General features: G+C 61.2%; 14 protein-coding genes. 7 read left to right on the top strand and 7 right to left on the bottom strand.

Going from position 1 to position 16,534, the window contains the following annotated elements; translation table 11 throughout:
* The first annotated feature begins 4 nt into the window (after nt 1–4).
* Entirely contained in the window at nt 5–1,891 is a 1,887-nt protein-coding gene (gene treZ / locus Thiofri_RS19500; RefSeq protein ID WP_009147814.1) for a malto-oligosyltrehalose trehalohydrolase, read from the top strand.
* A gap of 8 nt (nt 1,892–1,899) precedes the next feature.
* Here treZ and Thiofri_RS19495 read toward each other — a convergent pair whose 3' ends face one another.
* Nucleotides 1,900–2,871, bottom strand: coding sequence for a GNAT family N-acetyltransferase (locus Thiofri_RS19495; RefSeq protein ID WP_009147813.1), 972 nt, complete (start codon nt 2,869–2,871; stop codon nt 1,900–1,902).
* A 19-nt stretch (nt 2,872–2,890) separates the two neighbouring features.
* Nucleotides 2,891–3,820 carry a DMT family transporter gene (locus tag Thiofri_RS19490; RefSeq protein WP_009147812.1) on the bottom strand — a complete coding sequence of 310 codons (930 nt, stop codon included), beginning with the start codon at nt 3,818–3,820 and terminating at the stop codon, nt 2,891–2,893.
* A 363-nt stretch (nt 3,821–4,183) separates the two neighbouring features.
* Here Thiofri_RS19490 and Thiofri_RS19485 point away from each other — a divergent pair, with 363 nt between their 5' ends.
* Both Thiofri_RS19485 and Thiofri_RS19480 read left to right on the top strand, forming a co-directional pair.
* Complete coding sequence (locus Thiofri_RS19485; RefSeq protein WP_009147811.1) at nt 4,184–4,792, top strand: OmpA family protein; 609 nt, start codon at nt 4,184–4,186, stop codon at nt 4,790–4,792.
* Between the two features lie 150 nt (nt 4,793–4,942).
* Nucleotides 4,943–5,530, top strand: coding sequence for an OmpA family protein (locus Thiofri_RS19480; RefSeq protein ID WP_009147810.1), 588 nt, complete (start codon nt 4,943–4,945; stop codon nt 5,528–5,530).
* A gap of 149 nt (nt 5,531–5,679) precedes the next feature.
* Here the strand turns inward: Thiofri_RS19480 and purB are convergent, their stop codons facing one another.
* The 5 genes from purB to Thiofri_RS19455 form a co-directional block, all read right to left on the bottom strand.
* The gene (purB, locus tag Thiofri_RS19475; protein WP_009147809.1) at nt 5,680–7,047 is read right to left on the bottom strand and encodes an adenylosuccinate lyase; all 1,368 of its coding nucleotides are present in this window, start codon (nt 7,045–7,047) and stop codon (nt 5,680–5,682) included.
* Nucleotides 7,048–7,263: 216 nt separating this feature from the next.
* On the bottom strand, nt 7,264–9,930 hold the full coding sequence (gene acnA, locus Thiofri_RS19470; protein ID WP_009147808.1) for an aconitate hydratase AcnA: 2,667 nt from the start codon (nt 9,928–9,930) through the stop codon (nt 7,264–7,266).
* Between the two features lie 115 nt (nt 9,931–10,045).
* Nucleotides 10,046–10,687, bottom strand: a complete 642-nt coding sequence (gene hflD, locus Thiofri_RS19465; RefSeq protein WP_009147807.1) for a high frequency lysogenization protein HflD — start codon at nt 10,685–10,687, stop codon at nt 10,046–10,048.
* 82 nt (nt 10,688–10,769) lie between these two features.
* Nucleotides 10,770–11,861: a tRNA 2-thiouridine(34) synthase MnmA gene (mnmA, locus tag Thiofri_RS19460; RefSeq protein WP_009147806.1), complete on the bottom strand. Its 1,092-nt coding sequence runs from the start codon at nt 11,859–11,861 to the stop codon at nt 10,770–10,772.
* 9 nt (nt 11,862–11,870) lie between these two features.
* Nucleotides 11,871–12,935 (bottom strand): agmatine deiminase family protein, encoded by a 1,065-nt coding sequence (locus tag Thiofri_RS19455; RefSeq protein ID WP_009147805.1) that lies wholly within the window; start codon nt 12,933–12,935, stop codon nt 11,871–11,873.
* Nucleotides 12,936–13,114: 179 nt separating this feature from the next.
* Here Thiofri_RS19455 and tsaD point away from each other — a divergent pair, with 179 nt between their 5' ends.
* The 4 genes from tsaD to trmB all read left to right on the top strand — a co-directional run bounded on the left by tsaD (nt 13,115) and on the right by trmB (nt 16,507).
* Entirely contained in the window at nt 13,115–14,146 is a 1,032-nt protein-coding gene (gene tsaD / locus Thiofri_RS19450; protein WP_009147804.1) for a tRNA (adenosine(37)-N6)-threonylcarbamoyltransferase complex transferase subunit TsaD, read from the top strand.
* Nucleotides 14,147–14,240: 94 nt separating this feature from the next.
* Nucleotides 14,241–14,849 carry a Uma2 family endonuclease gene (locus Thiofri_RS19445; protein ID WP_009147803.1) on the top strand — a complete coding sequence of 203 codons (609 nt, stop codon included), beginning with the start codon at nt 14,241–14,243 and terminating at the stop codon, nt 14,847–14,849.
* 102 nt (nt 14,850–14,951) lie between these two features.
* Nucleotides 14,952–15,749, top strand: a complete 798-nt coding sequence (locus Thiofri_RS19440; protein ID WP_009147802.1) for a thiazole synthase — start codon at nt 14,952–14,954, stop codon at nt 15,747–15,749.
* A 23-nt stretch (nt 15,750–15,772) separates the two neighbouring features.
* On the top strand, nt 15,773–16,507 hold the full coding sequence (gene trmB / locus Thiofri_RS19435) for a tRNA (guanosine(46)-N7)-methyltransferase TrmB (protein ID WP_009147801.1): 735 nt from the start codon (nt 15,773–15,775) through the stop codon (nt 16,505–16,507).
* The last annotated feature ends 27 nt before the right edge of the window (nt 16,508–16,534 follow it).

Below are 16,534 nucleotides of genomic sequence, written 5' to 3'. Positions count from 1 at the left end.
AACCGTGACTGAGCGGGAGCGACAGGCGCGGCGGCGCTTGTCCATGCCCTTTGGCTGCGAGCGTGACGTTGACGGGCGCTTTTGCTTTCGGCTTTGGGCGCCAGCGGCGGGTGAACTGCTGCTGCGGCTCAACTCGGGCGGGCGCGAGCATCGGATTCCAATGGAGCGATTGCCGGGCGGCTGGTATCGGCACAGCTCCGACCTTGCGCGCCCTGGCGATCTTTACTGCTTCGAGCTCGGCGATGGGCTTTGCGTGCCCGATCCTGCCTCGCGTTATCAGCCGTTGGATGTTCACGGGCCCAGTCAGGTGGTCGATCCGCAGGCGTTCGACTGGCAGGATGTTCTGTGGCGCGGCCGACTCTGGCATGAGGCGGTATTCTACGAACTCCATGTGGGGACTTTTTCGCCGAGCGGGGATTTCGCCGGTGTCGAGGCGCGGTTGGACGATCTTCGCGACCTTGGCGTGACCGCCATTGAGCTGATGCCGGTTGCCGACTTCCCCGGTCGCTGGAATTGGGGCTACGACGGCGCTCTGCTGTTCGCCCCCGACAGCCGCTATGGCACGCCGGACGATCTCAAGCGGCTGGTGCAGGCCGCGCATCGGCGCGGGCTGATGGTGTTTTTGGATGTGGTGTACAACCACTTTGGCCCCGAAGGCAATTATCTGCATTGCTACGCGCCCGGGTTTTTTCATCCTGAGCGCCACACGCCCTGGGGCGCGGCCATGGATTTTGACGGTCCGGACAGTGCGCCCGTGCGTGAGTTTTTCATCAGTAACGCGCTGTTCTGGATTATCGAATACGGATTCGACGGTTTGCGCCTGGATGCCGTGGACCGCATTGTCGACGATTCCGAGCCGGATATTCTCGCTGAATTGGCGGCTCGGGTTCGATCCGGGCCAGGTTTGGAACGCGAAGTACATCTGGTGCTCGAAAACGATCACAATGATGCTCGCCGCTATGCGCGCGATGGCAGTGGTCGGCCAGTGGTGTTTACTGCCCAGTGGAATGATGATGCGCACCATGCCCTGCATGCGGCCCTGACCGGCGAGGCCGATGGCGTCTATCAGGACTATGCCGATGCGCCCTTTCATCGGGTGGGCAAGGCGCTGGCTGAGGGCTTTTGCTACCAGGGCGAGCCCTCTGCCTTTCGTGGTGGGCGCGCACGCGGCACCCCTAGCGCCCATTTGCCGCCGCTTGCGTTTGTGAATTTTTTGCAGAATCACGACCAGATCGGCAATCGGGGCTTCGGCGAGCGGCTGGAGCACCTAGTCCCGGCGCCATCTTTCGAGGCGGCCTTGGCCCTCGTGCTGCTCTCTCCAACGCCGCCCTTGCTGTTTATGGGGCAGGAATTCGCCGCGACGACAGCCTTTTTGTTTTTTTGCGATCTCGAGCCCGGGTTGATGGGGCAGGTCAACGAGGGACGCCGGCGCGAGTTTGCCACCCAATCAGCGTTTTCGGATCCCGCCCGCCTGCACGCCATCCCTGTAGCGGGCGATCAGCAGACCTTTATCGCCTCCTGTCTCGATTGGACGGAGCGCGAGCGCTCGCCGGGGCGGGAGCGCCTGGCACTGCATACCGAACTCCTGCGCCGGCGCTCGGCGCATATTCTTCCGCTGTTGCCGCGATTGAACTCGGCTGGGCGCTGGCAACGATGCGGGAGGACGGGCCTGTCTTGGCGCTGGCAGACGCAGAGCGGAGAGAGCCTGTGTATCAGCGCAAATCTGGGATCGGTTTCCATCGAATGCAGGGCAGGCGAGGCGCTTGCTGCCTGGCCGGACGAGCCGGAACGCGACCGCGTCGTGCCGATTTACGAACATCCGGTCAGGACAGATTCTCGCTGGCCGGCTGGTTGGGTGTGCTGCTGGATCGAGGCCGCCGAGCGGGCGTAGCGCGAGCTTTAGAGAAAGAGACGACGCAAACCGGGGTGGACCTCGCCTTGCTCCCAGATCTGCTCGAACAACCGGCGCAGACGGCGGGTTTCCGCACCGCTGTTGAAGTCGACCAGGGTGCGGCGCGGGTCCTGGTAACGGGTCAGGAAAAGGCCGGCCTGATCGCACAGTAGGAATTGATCACTGTGCTCGGCCCAGTCTTTCGGGACCAGGCGAATTTGGATGTCTGAGCTCAGCACCCGCGTCAGCTCGATTAGCCGGTGTCCGCGGCGCAGACTGGGCTCGGGGTCGATGACCAATATTCGCACTGGCAGGCGACCGCGCAACTCGATTGCAAGATAACGCAACGCCTCCACAAACTCTTGTTGATCGTAAACCGCCGGTTGCAGATCGGCGCTGAGCAGATCGATCTGCCGATGTGCCTGGGCGGCAAGTTGGCGGGCGGCCAGCGCCAGATGCTCGCTGTGGGTCAGAAACAGCCGGCCTGTCGTTTCGCCGAGTCGGCGCGAGCGCAGATCGGCGTCGATCAGCGCGTCCGGCCTGCGCAGTGCCATGTGTGCAAGCATTTGGCCATGCTTTTCAAAGGGCGCATCCTCTGGGTCGAAACCAAGGTGCGCGAAAAATGCCTGGGTGTTCTCGAGGGCGAACACAAAGGGAGTTATGCGGCGGCTGTCGCGCAGCTCGCGCACGGCGCTCGCCAGCAGCGCGCTGCCGATGCCGCGTCCGCGCCATTCTGGCATTACGGCCAGGCGTTCAATCTGTCCAGACGGCAGCCAGCGCGCAGTGCCAACGGCCTCCACTGATTCGCTAGCCCAGGCCAGTAGGTGATGGGCTTTGCTATCGGCGTGGTCCCATTCGCGTGCTTCCTCGCCACCGAGTTCCTGGATGAAAACCGTCTCCCGAAGCGCACGGAGCGCGCGCCCATGACTGTGCCAGTCGGCGGATTCGATGCGATAAGAGGGTAGCGTGACTGTGGGCATGATCCGAAAGAGTCTGCGGCTAGTCCGGGTCAACGGGTGTCTTGATTGCCGATACAGTAGGCGCTGGCTGCCCGCGCTGGAGACCCTGGGCTGGGCTTTGAGCCCATCGGCGGCTGACGAGCAATCCGGCACCGACAATGAGTATCGAGCCCAATACCAGGCGCCAACTCACAGGCTCGGCCCATATTAGCCATCCATAAAGGGCGCCGAAGATGACCGAGAAATAGCCGAAAGGGGCCATGCGCGAGGCGGGCGCGCGCGATAAGCCAGTGGTTAACGCCAGTTGGCCGAGTGTGGCCAGTGCCGCGATGGCAACCAACCAGAGAAACTCTGTTGGAGTTGGCATTTGCCAACTCCAGATCAGCGGAAACGTGGAAATCGTCGTTGCGATCAGGGCGAAATAAAACACGATCCTCAGCGAGGGTTCGCTATGCGCGAGGCGTCTGATGGTGACCTTTGCCAAGGCAGCGAATATGCCGCCCAAGAGTCCGATGATCGCAACCGGGGCGACGCCCTGCACGCCGGGGGCAAGGATGATCAGAACGCCACAAAAGCCAAGACCAAGCGCGGACCAGATAAGCGGCGTGATGTCCTCGCGCAACCACAGAAAGGCAATGAGGGGGATAAAAATCGGCGCCGTGAGCTTCAGCAGCATGGCCTCAGCCAGGTTGATGTGGGCGATGGCGAAGTAAAATGCGTACATAGCAGACACGCCAGCGACGGCGCGGACTAGATGCAGGCCCGGCACCCGGGTGCGCAGCCCTCCCAGTTCGCGCCTCGCAAACCAGGGCAGCAGTAGCGCTAGGCCGAACAGATTGCGAAAAAAGACAACGACCTCGTTGGGTAATTCCGTCGAGACGAAGCGAATGCTGACCCCCATGGAGGCGAACAGGAGTTCGCCCAGGACAATGAAAAAGCCGGCGACCAGCAGGGAGCGAGGTAAAGGCAAGGCTGGTCTCTGTTAGCGGGTGGAGGGCTGCGGCGTTTCTTGTGATGAGGTGAAAAATTAATATAAACAGGGGGGTATATGTTTATTTCGACATCCGTTTAAGCTTCGCTGCAAAACGACCGGTTAGAAAAAATTTGGTCGCACTTTTGTTTGTAAAATCAGCTACAATAAGAGGCGTAAACATTCAGGAAGGCTGGCGATCGTTAATTTTGACCTATTCACCCACAAGCGCTCAAGTTGGGGCCACGTTGGGGCCTAGTTGGGGCTAGCATCTGAGCTAAATCTGCCGCTTTTTTGACGAATTTCCGATTGTGCTCAATCTTCTTTAGCTCTACCACTCTACACACTTCTGCTGAGGGTTTCATGGGTTCTGACTCTAACAACCGGCAAGTTTCCGTTTTTCCTGCCGTTATAACCGCTGTCGTGCTTGGCGCTGGCGCTGTCTCGGTCGCGCATGCCGAGTTCATTGAGCGTTTCTGGTCGGGGGCAGACGGTGCCGGCTGGACCAACTCCTCAGGCGAATGCTGGCAGAGTCAGAGTGGTGCGAGCAATCTGGCGCCCTGCGCCGCCGCTCCCGAGATTATTGATAGTCTGACTATCGAACTAGTCAACGATGAGTTCGATTTCAACAGCGCCGCAATCAAGCCGGAAATGGCAGCAGCCCTGGATGGCGTTGCGCAGGATGTGCGCAAGAGCAGCGGTGATGAAATGCTCATCATTATTGGCCATACTGATGGCGTTGGCAGCCAGGATTATAATTACGAGCTTGGTCTTCGACGTGCAGAGTCCACCAAAGACTATCTGGGCAGCATCGGCATTCCCGCGAGTCGCATGCTGACCCGCAGCGCTGGTAAACTTGAGCCGATTGCCACCAATGACACTGACGCCGGGCGCGCCCGTAATCGCCGCATCGAGATTCGCACGCAACTTTTCACCCAGGCTGGGCAAGGCATCGATGTCGATATCCAATAACCTTGGTCGATGTCGAACCCACTTACGGATCTCCCTTATGGACCCTTATGGATAAGGCATGGTCGACACCCAACCCTGAATCCCGTGCGGGCTGTCCGGTGCCCGCTGAAACTAAAACGCATTGTTAACTGAAAACGAGAGGAAAGACTGATGTTTCAAAAGACTCAAATGCACCGCGCTGCCGGGCTGGCCGCATCCGCTGCTCTGGCTCTGTCGCTGACCGCTCTGCCCGCCGCTGCTGCGATGGACGAGGAATCTTATTGGTACGCTAAGGGCGATGCGAGCCTGCCAAACGGCCAATTGTGGGCAACCAACTATGGTGAGTGCTGGCAGAGTGCTTACCCGGACGGCCCGACCAACCTGCCGCCTTGTGATCTGGCCGTGCCTGAAGAATTTACCCTGCGCCTGAACTTCGAGTTCGACAAGTACAACATGGCGAACGTTGTTAACCGTGATGAAGTCGCCCGGCTTGATAGCTACATTGCCGACGTAAGAGCTACTCCCGCTCAGGAGAATCTGACCGTGGTTGGTCATACCGACTCGGTTGGCAGCCAGGCTTACAACTACGGCCTTGGTATGCGTCGCGCTACAACGGTGCGTGATTACATGATCCAACAGGGTCTGCCTGCGAGCAGCATTGCCCCAGCACAAAGCCGCGGCAAACTGGAAATGCTGCCTGAGTACCCGACCGACTCAGTCATGCAGCGTCGCGTGACCATCCATTCCAGAGTCGACTGATCCGGCTCATGGCGTCTTGATGGCCGGCTTGGCACTGAGCCGGGCCGGACATCAGGTAGAAAAAAGCCGCTCGGCGTGTGCCGAGCGGCTTTTTTATTGGGGATGGAAAGGGTGCGGGGCGGAGCGAGTCCGGTTCCGGGATGAATCCTTCAGATAGCGCGTGCCTGGATTGCGGCGTTTCCAACATAGCTTCCGGGTGTCAGTTGGCGTAATGCGGCTTTGGCATCGTCCGGGATTTCAAGAGTATCGACGAAGGCGATGAGATCGGGTGACGAGATGCGGCGCCCGCGGGTCAGCGCCTTGAGCTTCTCATAGGGTTCAGGCACACAATAACGGCGCATGACTGTCTGCACAGCTTCTGCCAGTACTTCCCAGTTTTGATCGAGATCGGCGGCCATGCGCGAGGGGTCGGCTTCGAGTTTGCCCAAGCCGCGGCGGGTCGAGGCAATTGCGATCAGACTATGCGCAACCCCCACCCCCAGGTTGCGTAGCGCGGTCGAGTCGCTTAAATCCCGCTGCCAGCGCGATACAGCAAGTTTTGCGCCGAGATGGCCGAGCAGTGCATTGGCGATGCCAAGGTTTCCCTCGGCGTTCTCGAAATCGATCGGATTGACCTTGTGCGGCATGGTGGAGGAGCCGACCTCTCCTGCAACCGTTTTCTGACGAAAATAGCCGATGGAAATATAGGCCCAGAGATCCCGGCACAGATCGAGCAGAATCTGATTGAAACGGGCAAGCGCGTCGAAGAGTTCGGCCATGCCGTCATGCGGCTCGATCTGGGTGGTGTAGGGGTTCCAGGTCAGGCTGAGGGATTCGACAAAGTGCTGGGCAAAGCCAGGCCAGTCGATGTCCGGATAACTAATCAGGTGTGCGTTGTAATTGCCCACGGCCCCATTGATTTTTCCCGGCAGGGCGACGCCAGCAATGGCGTCTCGCTGGCGGCGCAATCGGTGGACCACATTGGCGATCTCTTTGCCCAGAGTGGTCGGCGAGGCCGGCTGCCCGTGGGTGCGCGAGAGCATGGCCAGGTCCGCGTGCTGGTGCGCTAACTCGCGTAACTGCGCGATCAGCCCGTCGATGGCGGGCAGCAGAACCTGCTCGCGTGCCTCATGTAGCATCAGCCCATGAGCCAGGTTGTTAATGTCTTCCGAGGTGCAAGCAAAGTGAATGAACTCGGCCACCGCCGCTAACTCGGGGTGATCGGCCACCTGCTCCTTCAGGAAATATTCCACCGCCTTGACGTCATGATTGGTGGTGCGTTCGATCTCTTTCACGCGCGCCGCTTGTTCGACTGAAAAGCAAGTGGCGATGGACTCCAGTCGGGCATCGGCTTCGGCAGACAAGAACGGCACCTCGGGAATGTCCGGGTGCATGGCTAGCGCACGCAGCCAGGCGATCTCAACGCGGACGCGCCGCTCGATCAGGCCGAATTCGCTGAACATTGGCCGAAGTGTTTCGGTGGCACGCGCATAGCGGCCGTCGATGGGGGAAATGGCTGTTAGAGATGTAAGTTCCACGGAAGATTTTTTTCGCTCCAGTCAGATCCTGCGCTGCCAGATTGCCGGTGCACGCTGGCTGTGAAAGACCGCAAGGACAATAATGCGTTGTGCTATTGCACGGAAATAGATGCTGTAGGGGGAATCGCTTTACACTGACGCGACGGATATCCTTGTGAACAACCGCAAAAAGCTCTGGTTGCTCCGCGATTATATGAATGCATCGATCAACTTCCTTCAACCTCCCGCCAAGCGACGCAGTACATAATGCAGAATGCCCCCATGGCGGTAGTAGTCCGCCTCGTTCGGGGTGTCGATGCGCACCCGCGCGGTGAAGGATACGACTGTGCCATCCGCGCCCGTGGCGGTGACCTGAACCTCCTTCGCGTTGCCATCGTCAAGATCGCCAATGTCGAATGATTCCTGGCCAGTGAGTCCCAAGGCTTCGGCATTGTCACCGGGGGCGAATTGCAGCGGCAGAATGCCCATGCATACCAGATTGGTGCGGTGAATGCGCTCGAAACTCTCGGCTAGAACCGCGCGCACGCCGAGCAGACGGGGACCTTTGGCGGCCCAGTCGCGCGAGGAACCAGAGCCGTATTCCTTGCCAGCAATTACGATAGCCGGCACGCTTTCGGCCTGATAGCGCATGGCGGCATCGTAAATGGACATTGGCTCGCCCGAGGGCTGATGCAGGGTGACCCCACCCTCGGTGCCGGGAGCGAGCTTGTTGCGCAGGCGTATGTTGGCGAAGGTGCCGCGCATCATCACCTGATGATTGCCGCGGCGTGAGCCGTAGGAGTTGAATTCGACCTCGGCCACTCCCTGGTCGAGCAGATAATGTCCAGCCGGGCTGTCGGCCTTAATGGCGCCGGCTGGGGAGATGTGATCGGTGGTGACCGAGTCCCCGAGCAGCGCTAGAACGCGCCCGCCCGTGATGGCCGCGACTGGCTCTGGAGTCAGCGTCATCCCGTCGAAGTAGGGCGGGTGCTGAATGTAGGTGGAATCCGTCGCCCAGTCGTATCGCTGGCCCTCGGGCGCGGCCAGCTCCTGCCAGCGGCTGTCGCCGGCGAAGACCTCGGCGTAACTCTTGCTGAACTGGCTGGCGTTCAGGGCGCTGGCAATGGTGGCCTGAATCTCGGCCTGGCTGGGCCAGAGATCCTTGAGGTACACCGGCTGGCCGTTTTCGTCGGTGGCCAGTGCTTCCTGATAGGGGTCCAGATCCATGCGCCCGGCTAGCGCATAGGCCACCACCAGCGGCGGCGAGGCGAGATAGTTCATGCGTATCTCGGCATGAACCCGACCCTCGAAATTGCGGTTGCCGGAAAGCACCGATGCGACGCTGAGTTGGCCTTCGGCAATGGCGGTGGAAACCTCCGGGCGTAGCGGGCCGGAGTTGCCGATGCAAGTGGTGCAGCCGTAGCCGACCACATGAAAGCCGAGAGTTTTTAAAGGTTCCATCAGCCCGGCGGCTTCCAGGTAGCGGGTGACTACCATGGAGCCGGGGCCGAGCGAGGTCTTGACCCAGGGCGGCACGGTCAGGCCGCGTGCGACGGCTTTTTGCGCCACTAAACCGGCGGCGAGCATCACGCTCGGATTGGAGGTGTTGGTGCAGGAGGTGATGGCGGCGATCACGACGGAGCCATCATTCAGGGTGCAGGATTGGCCGTCGATCTCGGTGGTGACCGGAGTGCCGGGGGCGCGGCCGCTCTCGGCCTGGGTCTTGGCCAGGGCCTCATGAAAGGCGCCTTTCATGGCCGTCAGCGCGACGCGATCCTGCGGGCGTTTGGGGCCGGCCAGGCAGGGCACGACGGAGCTGATGTCCAGCTCCAGCACGTCGCTGAAGCGCGGCTCGGGGCTGGTGGCGTCGGCGAAAAAGCCTTGTTCCTTGGCATAGGCTTCGACTAGAGCAACCTGCTGCGGGTCGCGGCCGGTCAGGCGCAGAAAGTCGAGCGTTTCCTGATCGATGGGGAACAGACCGCAGGTGGCGCCATACTCAGGCGCCATGTTGGCGATGGTGGTGCGCTCGCCCATCGGCAGGGTTGCTACCGCCGGGCCGAAGAACTCGACAAACTTGCCCACCACTCCATGTTGGCGCAGGCGCTCGACGATGGTCAGTACCAGATCGGTGGCGGTAGTGCCTTCGGGCAATTCCCCGGTCAGGCGCATGCCGACCACCTGCGGGATGAGCATGGACACTGGCTGGCCGAGCATGGATGCCTCGGCCTCGATGCCGCCCACGCCCCAGCCGAGCACGCCCAGGCCGTTGATCATGGTGGTGTGGGAGTCGGTGCCTACCAGGGTGTCCGGATAGGCTTGGCGGCGGCCATTGTGCTCGCCGGCGAAGATCACTCGCGCCAGATACTCAACATTCACCTGATGCACAATGCCGGTATCGGGCGGGACCACCTGGAAGTTATCGAAGGCCGTCTGCCCCCACTTCAGAAAGGCATAACGCTCGCGGTTGCGGGCGAATTCCAGTTCGGCATTGCGGGCGAAGGCGCTGTCGCTGGCGTAATGATCCACCTGCACCGAGTGGTCGATGACCAGCTCTGCCGCTTGCAGTGGATTAATGCGCTTTGGGTCGCCGCCAAGTGCGCTCATGGCATCGCGCATAGCGGCGAGGTCCACTACCGCTGGCACGCCGGTGAAGTCTTGCATGAGTACCCGGGCTGGGCGGTATTGGATTTCAGTTGCTGGCTCGGCTGTTGCGTCCCAGGCGGCAAGCGCCTCAATGTCCTCGCGTCGCACGGTGACGCCATCTTCATGGCGGAGCAGATTTTCAAGCAGAATCTTGAGCGAAAACGGCAAGCGCTCGCTGCCCGGCACGGCGTCGAGGCGAAAGATGTCGTAGGTCTGATCGCCGACGCGAAGTTCGGCCTGGGCATTGAAATTCTTGGACATGAGGTAATTTCCGGCGGTGTTGGCGGCGAACCTTTGGATTCAAGATATTGGATTCTAGTCGCCGGGACGCGGCGAGAAAAGGAGGAGCCGTCAGTTGGGGCAGATTAGGGGTGGATCAGGCTGTCTCGTGGCGTGTCAGGTAGTCGCGCGCGGCGCCCAGTAAACGTTTGCGCCCAAACAGAATTTGCCAGCGAGTGCCACCGAGTTGTTGCCACAAGATAGCCGAGCGGATACCGGCAAGCAATAGGGCACGGATGCGGTCCTGATTCTCGTTGTTTTTGAGATAGAGCGGATTACCGCGCACCAGAATGCGTGGCTCCAGCGAGCTGACGTTCTCGGTGTAGAGCGCGGCTAGGGCGGCCAGCATCTCCGGAGAAACCAGGGCGGCCTGGTTGCTTCCCTGCCGGTGCTTGGCGTCGGTGATCTCAATGCCGATGCTGATACGCCGCAGCAACTCCGGGTTTTCACTCAGGGTGCGGCCATGTTTCAGCAGGCTGATCAAATAGCGGGTCATTTCCAGATCGCGGTCCGGCTGCCCGGTGATTTGCCCGATGAGGGCGCGCATACCAAGGGCCACCGCGCCCGGCGGGCCATAAACCGAGGGCGTGTCTGGTGCGTCGATTTGGAACAGGCTATGGATGCAGGGTTCCATGGCCTCGACATCCACCACGCCGCGATTGGCAATGAATTGGACGCAGTGAGCAACCTGGTGCAGACCGGCCAGGGCGATGACGCGCTCGGTATCGTTATGTCCCATTAGAAGAAGTGGTCAGTTGTCAGTGATCGGTGATCAGTCAATTCAGTCGCTGCACTGCCGATGGGCTGTGCGCGAGCCGGATTCAGATTGCGCTGGTGATGATACAGCCTCCCAGGCATCGGTCGCCGTAGTAAAAGACGGCTGACTGGCCAGGCGTTACGGCGCGCTGCGGGGTGGCGAAATGCACTTGGCAATGGCCCTTATGGTACTCGACCAGGGTGCAGGCTTGCAGCGGCTGGCGATGACGGAGGCGGCACAGGCAGTCGAATGGGGCAGGAGCGGGCGGGGCTCCGCTGATCCAATGCAGCTGCTCGCCGCTTAAGCCTTCAGCGAACAGCAGCGGGTGATTGCCACCCTGCACGACGATCAGGACATTCTTGGCGGGATCTTTGGCGGCGACGAACCAGGGCGCCTCGGCGGCGCCGGCTTGGCCACCGATACCAAGCCCCTGGCGCTGGCCGATGGTGTAGTACGCGAGCCCCTGATGTTCGCCCAGCACCTGGCCTTCGGGCGTCTCGATGGGCCCCGGCTCGCGGGGCAGGTAGCGGGCGAGGAAGTCGGCAAAACGTCGCTCGCCGATGAAGCAAATCCCGGTGCTGTCTTTTTTACTCGCATTGGCCAGCCCCAAGCTCTCGGCCATTGCGCGGATCTCGGGTTTGGTCAGATCTGCCAACGGAAAAAGCACGCGCCCGAGCTGCTCCCGATCGAGCCGGTGCAGGAAATAGGTCTGGTCTTTGTTCGCATCCCGGGCAAGGTACAGGCTGGCGCGATCAGCCTGGTGCATCACCCGCGCATAATGCCCAGTGGCGATCCAGTCCGCACCCAGTGTCAGGGCATGATCGAGAAAGGCGCGGAACTTGATCTCGCTGTTGCACAGGATATCTGGGTTCGGGGTGCGCAGCGCGCGGTATTCGGCCAGAAACTGCTCAAATACCCGGTCCCAGTATTCGGTCGCGAAGTTCACTGTGCGCAAGGGGATACCAAGGCGCTCGGTAACCGCTTGGGCATCGGCCAGATCCTCCGCTGCCGCGCAGTAGCCGGGGGCGTCGTCCTCTTCCCAGTTCTTCATAAAGAGCGCTTCGACCTGGTAGCCCTGCTCGATCAGCAGATGCGTGGCGACGGCGGAGTCGACTCCACCCGAGAGGCCAACCAGAACGCGCTGGGATGCGGACATGGCGCTTGCTTAGACCTGGGGCGCGCGGATGGTCAAGCCGGCCGGTAACTGCATGCAGGCGCAGTGCAGGCTGCCGCCTTGGGCGACCAGTGCGCGACAGTCAATGGCATGAACCTGGCGCTGCGGAAAAGCCGCTTGCAGGAGGCGCGTCGCCTCGGCATCGGCAGGGTCCTGGTAAACCGGCAGCAGCAGGGCGCCATTGATGAGTGCAAAATTGGCATAGCCAGCGGGTAAGCGCTGGCCGTCGGCGGCGAATAGGGGGCGCGGCTGGGGCAGCGGCAACAGGCGATAGGGTTGGCCGCTGGAGTCGCGCAGAGCCCGCAGCTCGGCGGTCATCTGTGCGATGGGGTCATGATCGGGGTCCGCCGGATCATCGCAGGTCACATGGGCAATGGTGCGCTGATCGATAAAGCGGGCGAGGGTGTCGATATGACCGTCGGTATCGTCGCCGCTCAACTGGCCATGCTCCAGCCACAGAAAATGGCGGATGCCGAGTCGCTGATGCAATTCCTGCTCAATGTCATCCTGGCTCCAGCCGGGATTGCGCGCCGGATCAAGCAGCGTGCGCCGCACCAGCAGCAGGCTGCCGGCACCGTCGCTGTCGATGGCGCCGCCTTCGAGCAGCAGCTCGCTGCGCTGCCAGGTGCTGTTGCCAAAAACGCCCTGCTCTTGCAGGCGGGCATTGATGGCATCGTCCAGCTCGCTGGCATATTTGCCGCCCCAGCCGTTGAAGCGAAAATCCAGCAGACAGGGCTGCCCCGGAGCGCCCAGCCCTTGGGTCTCCAAGACGGTGATGGGACCATGATCCCGGGTCCAGGTATCATTGCTGCGCGCCAAAGCAAAGATGAGCTGCGATGATGGCACGCCGGCATCGGCCAGCATTCCCGCCACCCGCGCCTGCCAGGCGGTATCCGGGCAGAGAATGAGCGCCGGCTGATAGCGGCAGAGCGCGCACACCATCTCGACATAGACCGCCTCGACCGCATCGAGCTGGTCGCACCAGTCTGTATCAGGATGCGGCCAGGTCAGCATCAGGGCGCTTTGGGGGTACCATTCGGCAGGCAGGGTTTTCATGATGGCGCAAGATTTGTGGCTCTGAATGTGGCAGTCTAAATGCTGACCCCGCGCAGGCAAAGCACGGCAACCGGAAGGTGAAGCGAGAATCTGGCATTTCGTTTGCCATCCGCTACCCCGTGCATGACGCACTGACCAACAATCCTCAACAATCACCGGCAATTATCGAACTAACAATAATGCGCGTCCTCGGCATTGAAACGTCCTGCGATGAGACCGGCGTGGCCATTTATGGCGACGACATGGGTCTGGCTGCTCACGCGGTTTACAGCCAGACCGAGATTCATGCGGAATACGGCGGCGTGGTGCCGGAGCTGGCCTCGCGCGATCATATCCGCAAGACGCTGCCGCTAATCCATCAGGTGCTTGATGAGGCCGGGCTGGGTGCGAATGACATTGATGGCCTGGCCTACACGGCGGGGCCGGGGTTAATCGGCGCTCTGCTGGTTGGTTCCGCGCTCGGGCGCAGTCTGGCCTGGGCCTGGGATGTGCCGGCTATTGGCGTGCATCACATGGAAGGGCATTTGCTCGCGCCCCTGCTCGAAGACCCGGCGCCAGACTTTCCCTTCGTCGCGTTGCTGGTTTCCGGTGGGCATACCCAGCTCGTCGAGGTCCAGGCTGTCGGGCAATACCGGCTGCTTGGCGAGTCAGTCGACGACGCCGCCGGTGAGGCCTTCGACAAGACGGCCAAGATTCTCGGGCTGCCCTATCCCGGCGGTCCGGCGCTCGCGCGCCTAGCCGAGCAGGGCGATCCTACGCGCTATCGCTTTCCCCGTCCGATGACCGACAGGCCGGGGCTGGAATTCAGCTTCAGCGGGCTCAAGACCTTTGCACTCAATACCCTGCATCAGCTTCAGACATCGGGCGAGGATTCAACTCAGGGCTATGCTGATATTGCCCGCGCGTTTGAAGATGCCGTGGTCGATACTCTGGTGATCAAATGCCGACGCGCGCTGCAACACAGCGGCCTGCAGCGTCTGGTGCTGGCTGGTGGCGTCAGCGCCAACTGCCGCTTGCGCGAGCGCATGACAGAGGCGATTGAAGCTATTGGCGGCCGGGCATTCTTCCCACGCCCGGCGCTGTGCACCGACAATGGCGCCATGATTGCTTATGCTGGCTGGTACAGGCTTAAAGCCGGTCAGCGTGAGCCGCTGGCGTTTCGGCCGCGTCCACGCTGGTCGCTGGAGGAGCTTGCGCCTCTGGCTGGCTGAGTGGTGGCGCGGTTTGGGGTCTTTCAGGCGAGGCTTGGCGGTAGGCCCCAAGCCGAGAAAGTGTTCAAGGTTCAATCGAATAATGGAGGTCGCGATGCAGCCTTTGGAAAAACAATCGCTGAGTTTCGAGGAATGGCTCGAAGCCGAGCGCGCTTCTCTGGAGGGAAAGACCGAGTATTTCGGCGGCGAAGTTTTTGCGATGGCCGGTGGCTCGGAAGCGCACAATTTGATCGCGGGCAACGTGCATGCAGAGTTGCGCGCCAGCTTCAAAGGGCGCCCCTGCTATGCCTACACGAGCGACATGAAAGTCTGGATCGCATCGGTCGAGCTCGGTGCATATCCTGACGCCATGGTGATCTGTGGTGAGCGTGAGTTCCGGGATGGGCGGCGGGATGTGGTGACCAATCCCAGTCTGATTGTCGAGGTGCTGTCGGACAGCACTGAGCTCTATGATCGCGGTAAGAAGTTCGAGCACTACCGGAAACTGCCCAGTCTGCAAGGCTATCTGCTGTTGTCGCAACAGCAGGTGAGCGCGGAGCTATTCCAGCGCGATGGTGATGGGCGCTGGTTCCTAAGGGACTACAATCAGCTCGATCAATCCATTGATTTGCCCTGGCTTGATGTCAGCCTGCCGCTGTCGGAGGTCTATGATAAGGTTGAATTCATTCCCGTTGCCAAGACCGATGGCGTTGCCGATGTCTGAGCGTTGCCACTTCAGCGACGGCCATTCTTGGCCGTCATCGCGGAGGTGCCTAAACTTTCGGTTTTTCAAAGACAAGCTATTGATTAAGACTCAGCTCCCATTATGACTGCATCAATTCAAGCATCCGACGCCCTCACCATTGCCGGTCGGAACTACCAGTCCCGCCTGCTCGTTGGTACCGGCAAGTACCGCGACCTTGACGAAACCGCGCGCGCCATCGAGGCGAGCGGCGCCGAGATCGTGACCGTCGCCGTGCGCCGGACCAATATCGGCCAGAACGCGAACGAGCCGAACATCCTCGACCTGCTCCCGCCCGAGCGTTACACCATTCTGCCCAACACTGCCGGCTGCTATGACGCCGAGACCGCGTTGCGCACCTGCCGCCTGGCGCGCGAGTTGCTCGACGGCCACAATCTGGTCAAGCTTGAGGTGCTGGGAGACGAGAAGACCCTGTTTCCCGATGTGGTCGCCACCCTGCAGGCTGCCGAGGTGCTGGTGAAAGAAGGCTTTGAGGTGATGGTCTACACCAACGATGATCCCATCATGGCCAAGCGGCTCGAAGAGGTCGGCTGTGTCGCCGTGATGCCCCTGGCCGCGCCCATCGGCTCTGGACTCGGCATCCGCAATCGGCTAAATATTCTCACCATTGTCGAAAACGCCAAGGTGCCCATTCTGGTCGATGCCGGGGTCGGCACCGCCTCGGATGCCTCCGTGGCCATGGAGCTTGGCTGCGACGGCGTGCTAATGAATACCGCCATCGCCGCAGCCCGCGATCCTATCCTGATGGCCAGCGCCATGCGTAAGGCGATCGAAGCCGGGCGCGAGGCCTATCTGGCGGGTCGCATGCCGGCCAAGCGCTATGCTTCGGCCTCCTCGCCGATTGAGGGGACTTTTTTCTGAGTACTGGCGCCAGTTCCGGGCGCATGCCCCCCGAGCCGCTGATCTTTCCGCCCGCAGAGGCTGATTCCCCGGCGGACATTCGCCGTCGCCCGGTGCGTAGCTTCGTCTTGCGCGAAGGGCGGCTGACAGCGGCGCAAGCCCGTGCCTTCGAGACTCTGTGGTCGCGCTACGGATGCGCCTGGTCGCCGGATCGGGTGCTCGACTTGCCAGCGCTGTTTGGCAATAATCGCCCGGTGGTGCTCGAAATCGGCTTCGGCAATGGCGAGGCCCTGCTGCACATGGCCGCACGCCATCCAGAGCGCAATTATCTGGGGCTTGAAGTCCATCGCCCCGGCATTGGCCATCTACTGCTGGAGTTGGAGCGCACTGGCCTGAACAATGTCCGGGTGTTACGCGAAGATGCCACCGCGTTATTGGCGCACGGGTTGGCACCGGCAAGCCTGGCAGGCGTTTGTCTCTTTTTCCCCGACCCCTGGCCAAAGAAGCGCCATCACAAGCGCCGCATCGTGCAGCCGGCTTTTATCGAGGATCTGGCGCGGGTGCTGGTCAGGGGTGGTGTCTTCCATGCCGCGACCGACTGGGCACCCTATGCTGACTGGATGCTCGAACACCTGTGCGCGGTGTCGAACCAGTTCGAGAACCTGTCGCCGACCGGGGATTTTGTTTCGCGCCCGGATGATCGCCCACTGACCCGTTTCGAGCGCCGTGGCGTGCGTCTTGGGCAGCCAGCGCGGGATCTGCTGTTTCGGCGGCTCTAAGGTGGAAGCGACATCCAACTTCAATTC

This window comes from Thiorhodovibrio frisius (genome assembly GCF_033954835.1).
In the GTDB taxonomy this organism is placed as follows: domain Bacteria; phylum Pseudomonadota; class Gammaproteobacteria; order Chromatiales; family Chromatiaceae; genus Thiorhodovibrio; species Thiorhodovibrio frisius.
The sequence above is the reverse complement of the archived record's forward strand: the minus strand, read 5'-3'. Positions and strand labels throughout refer to the sequence as shown.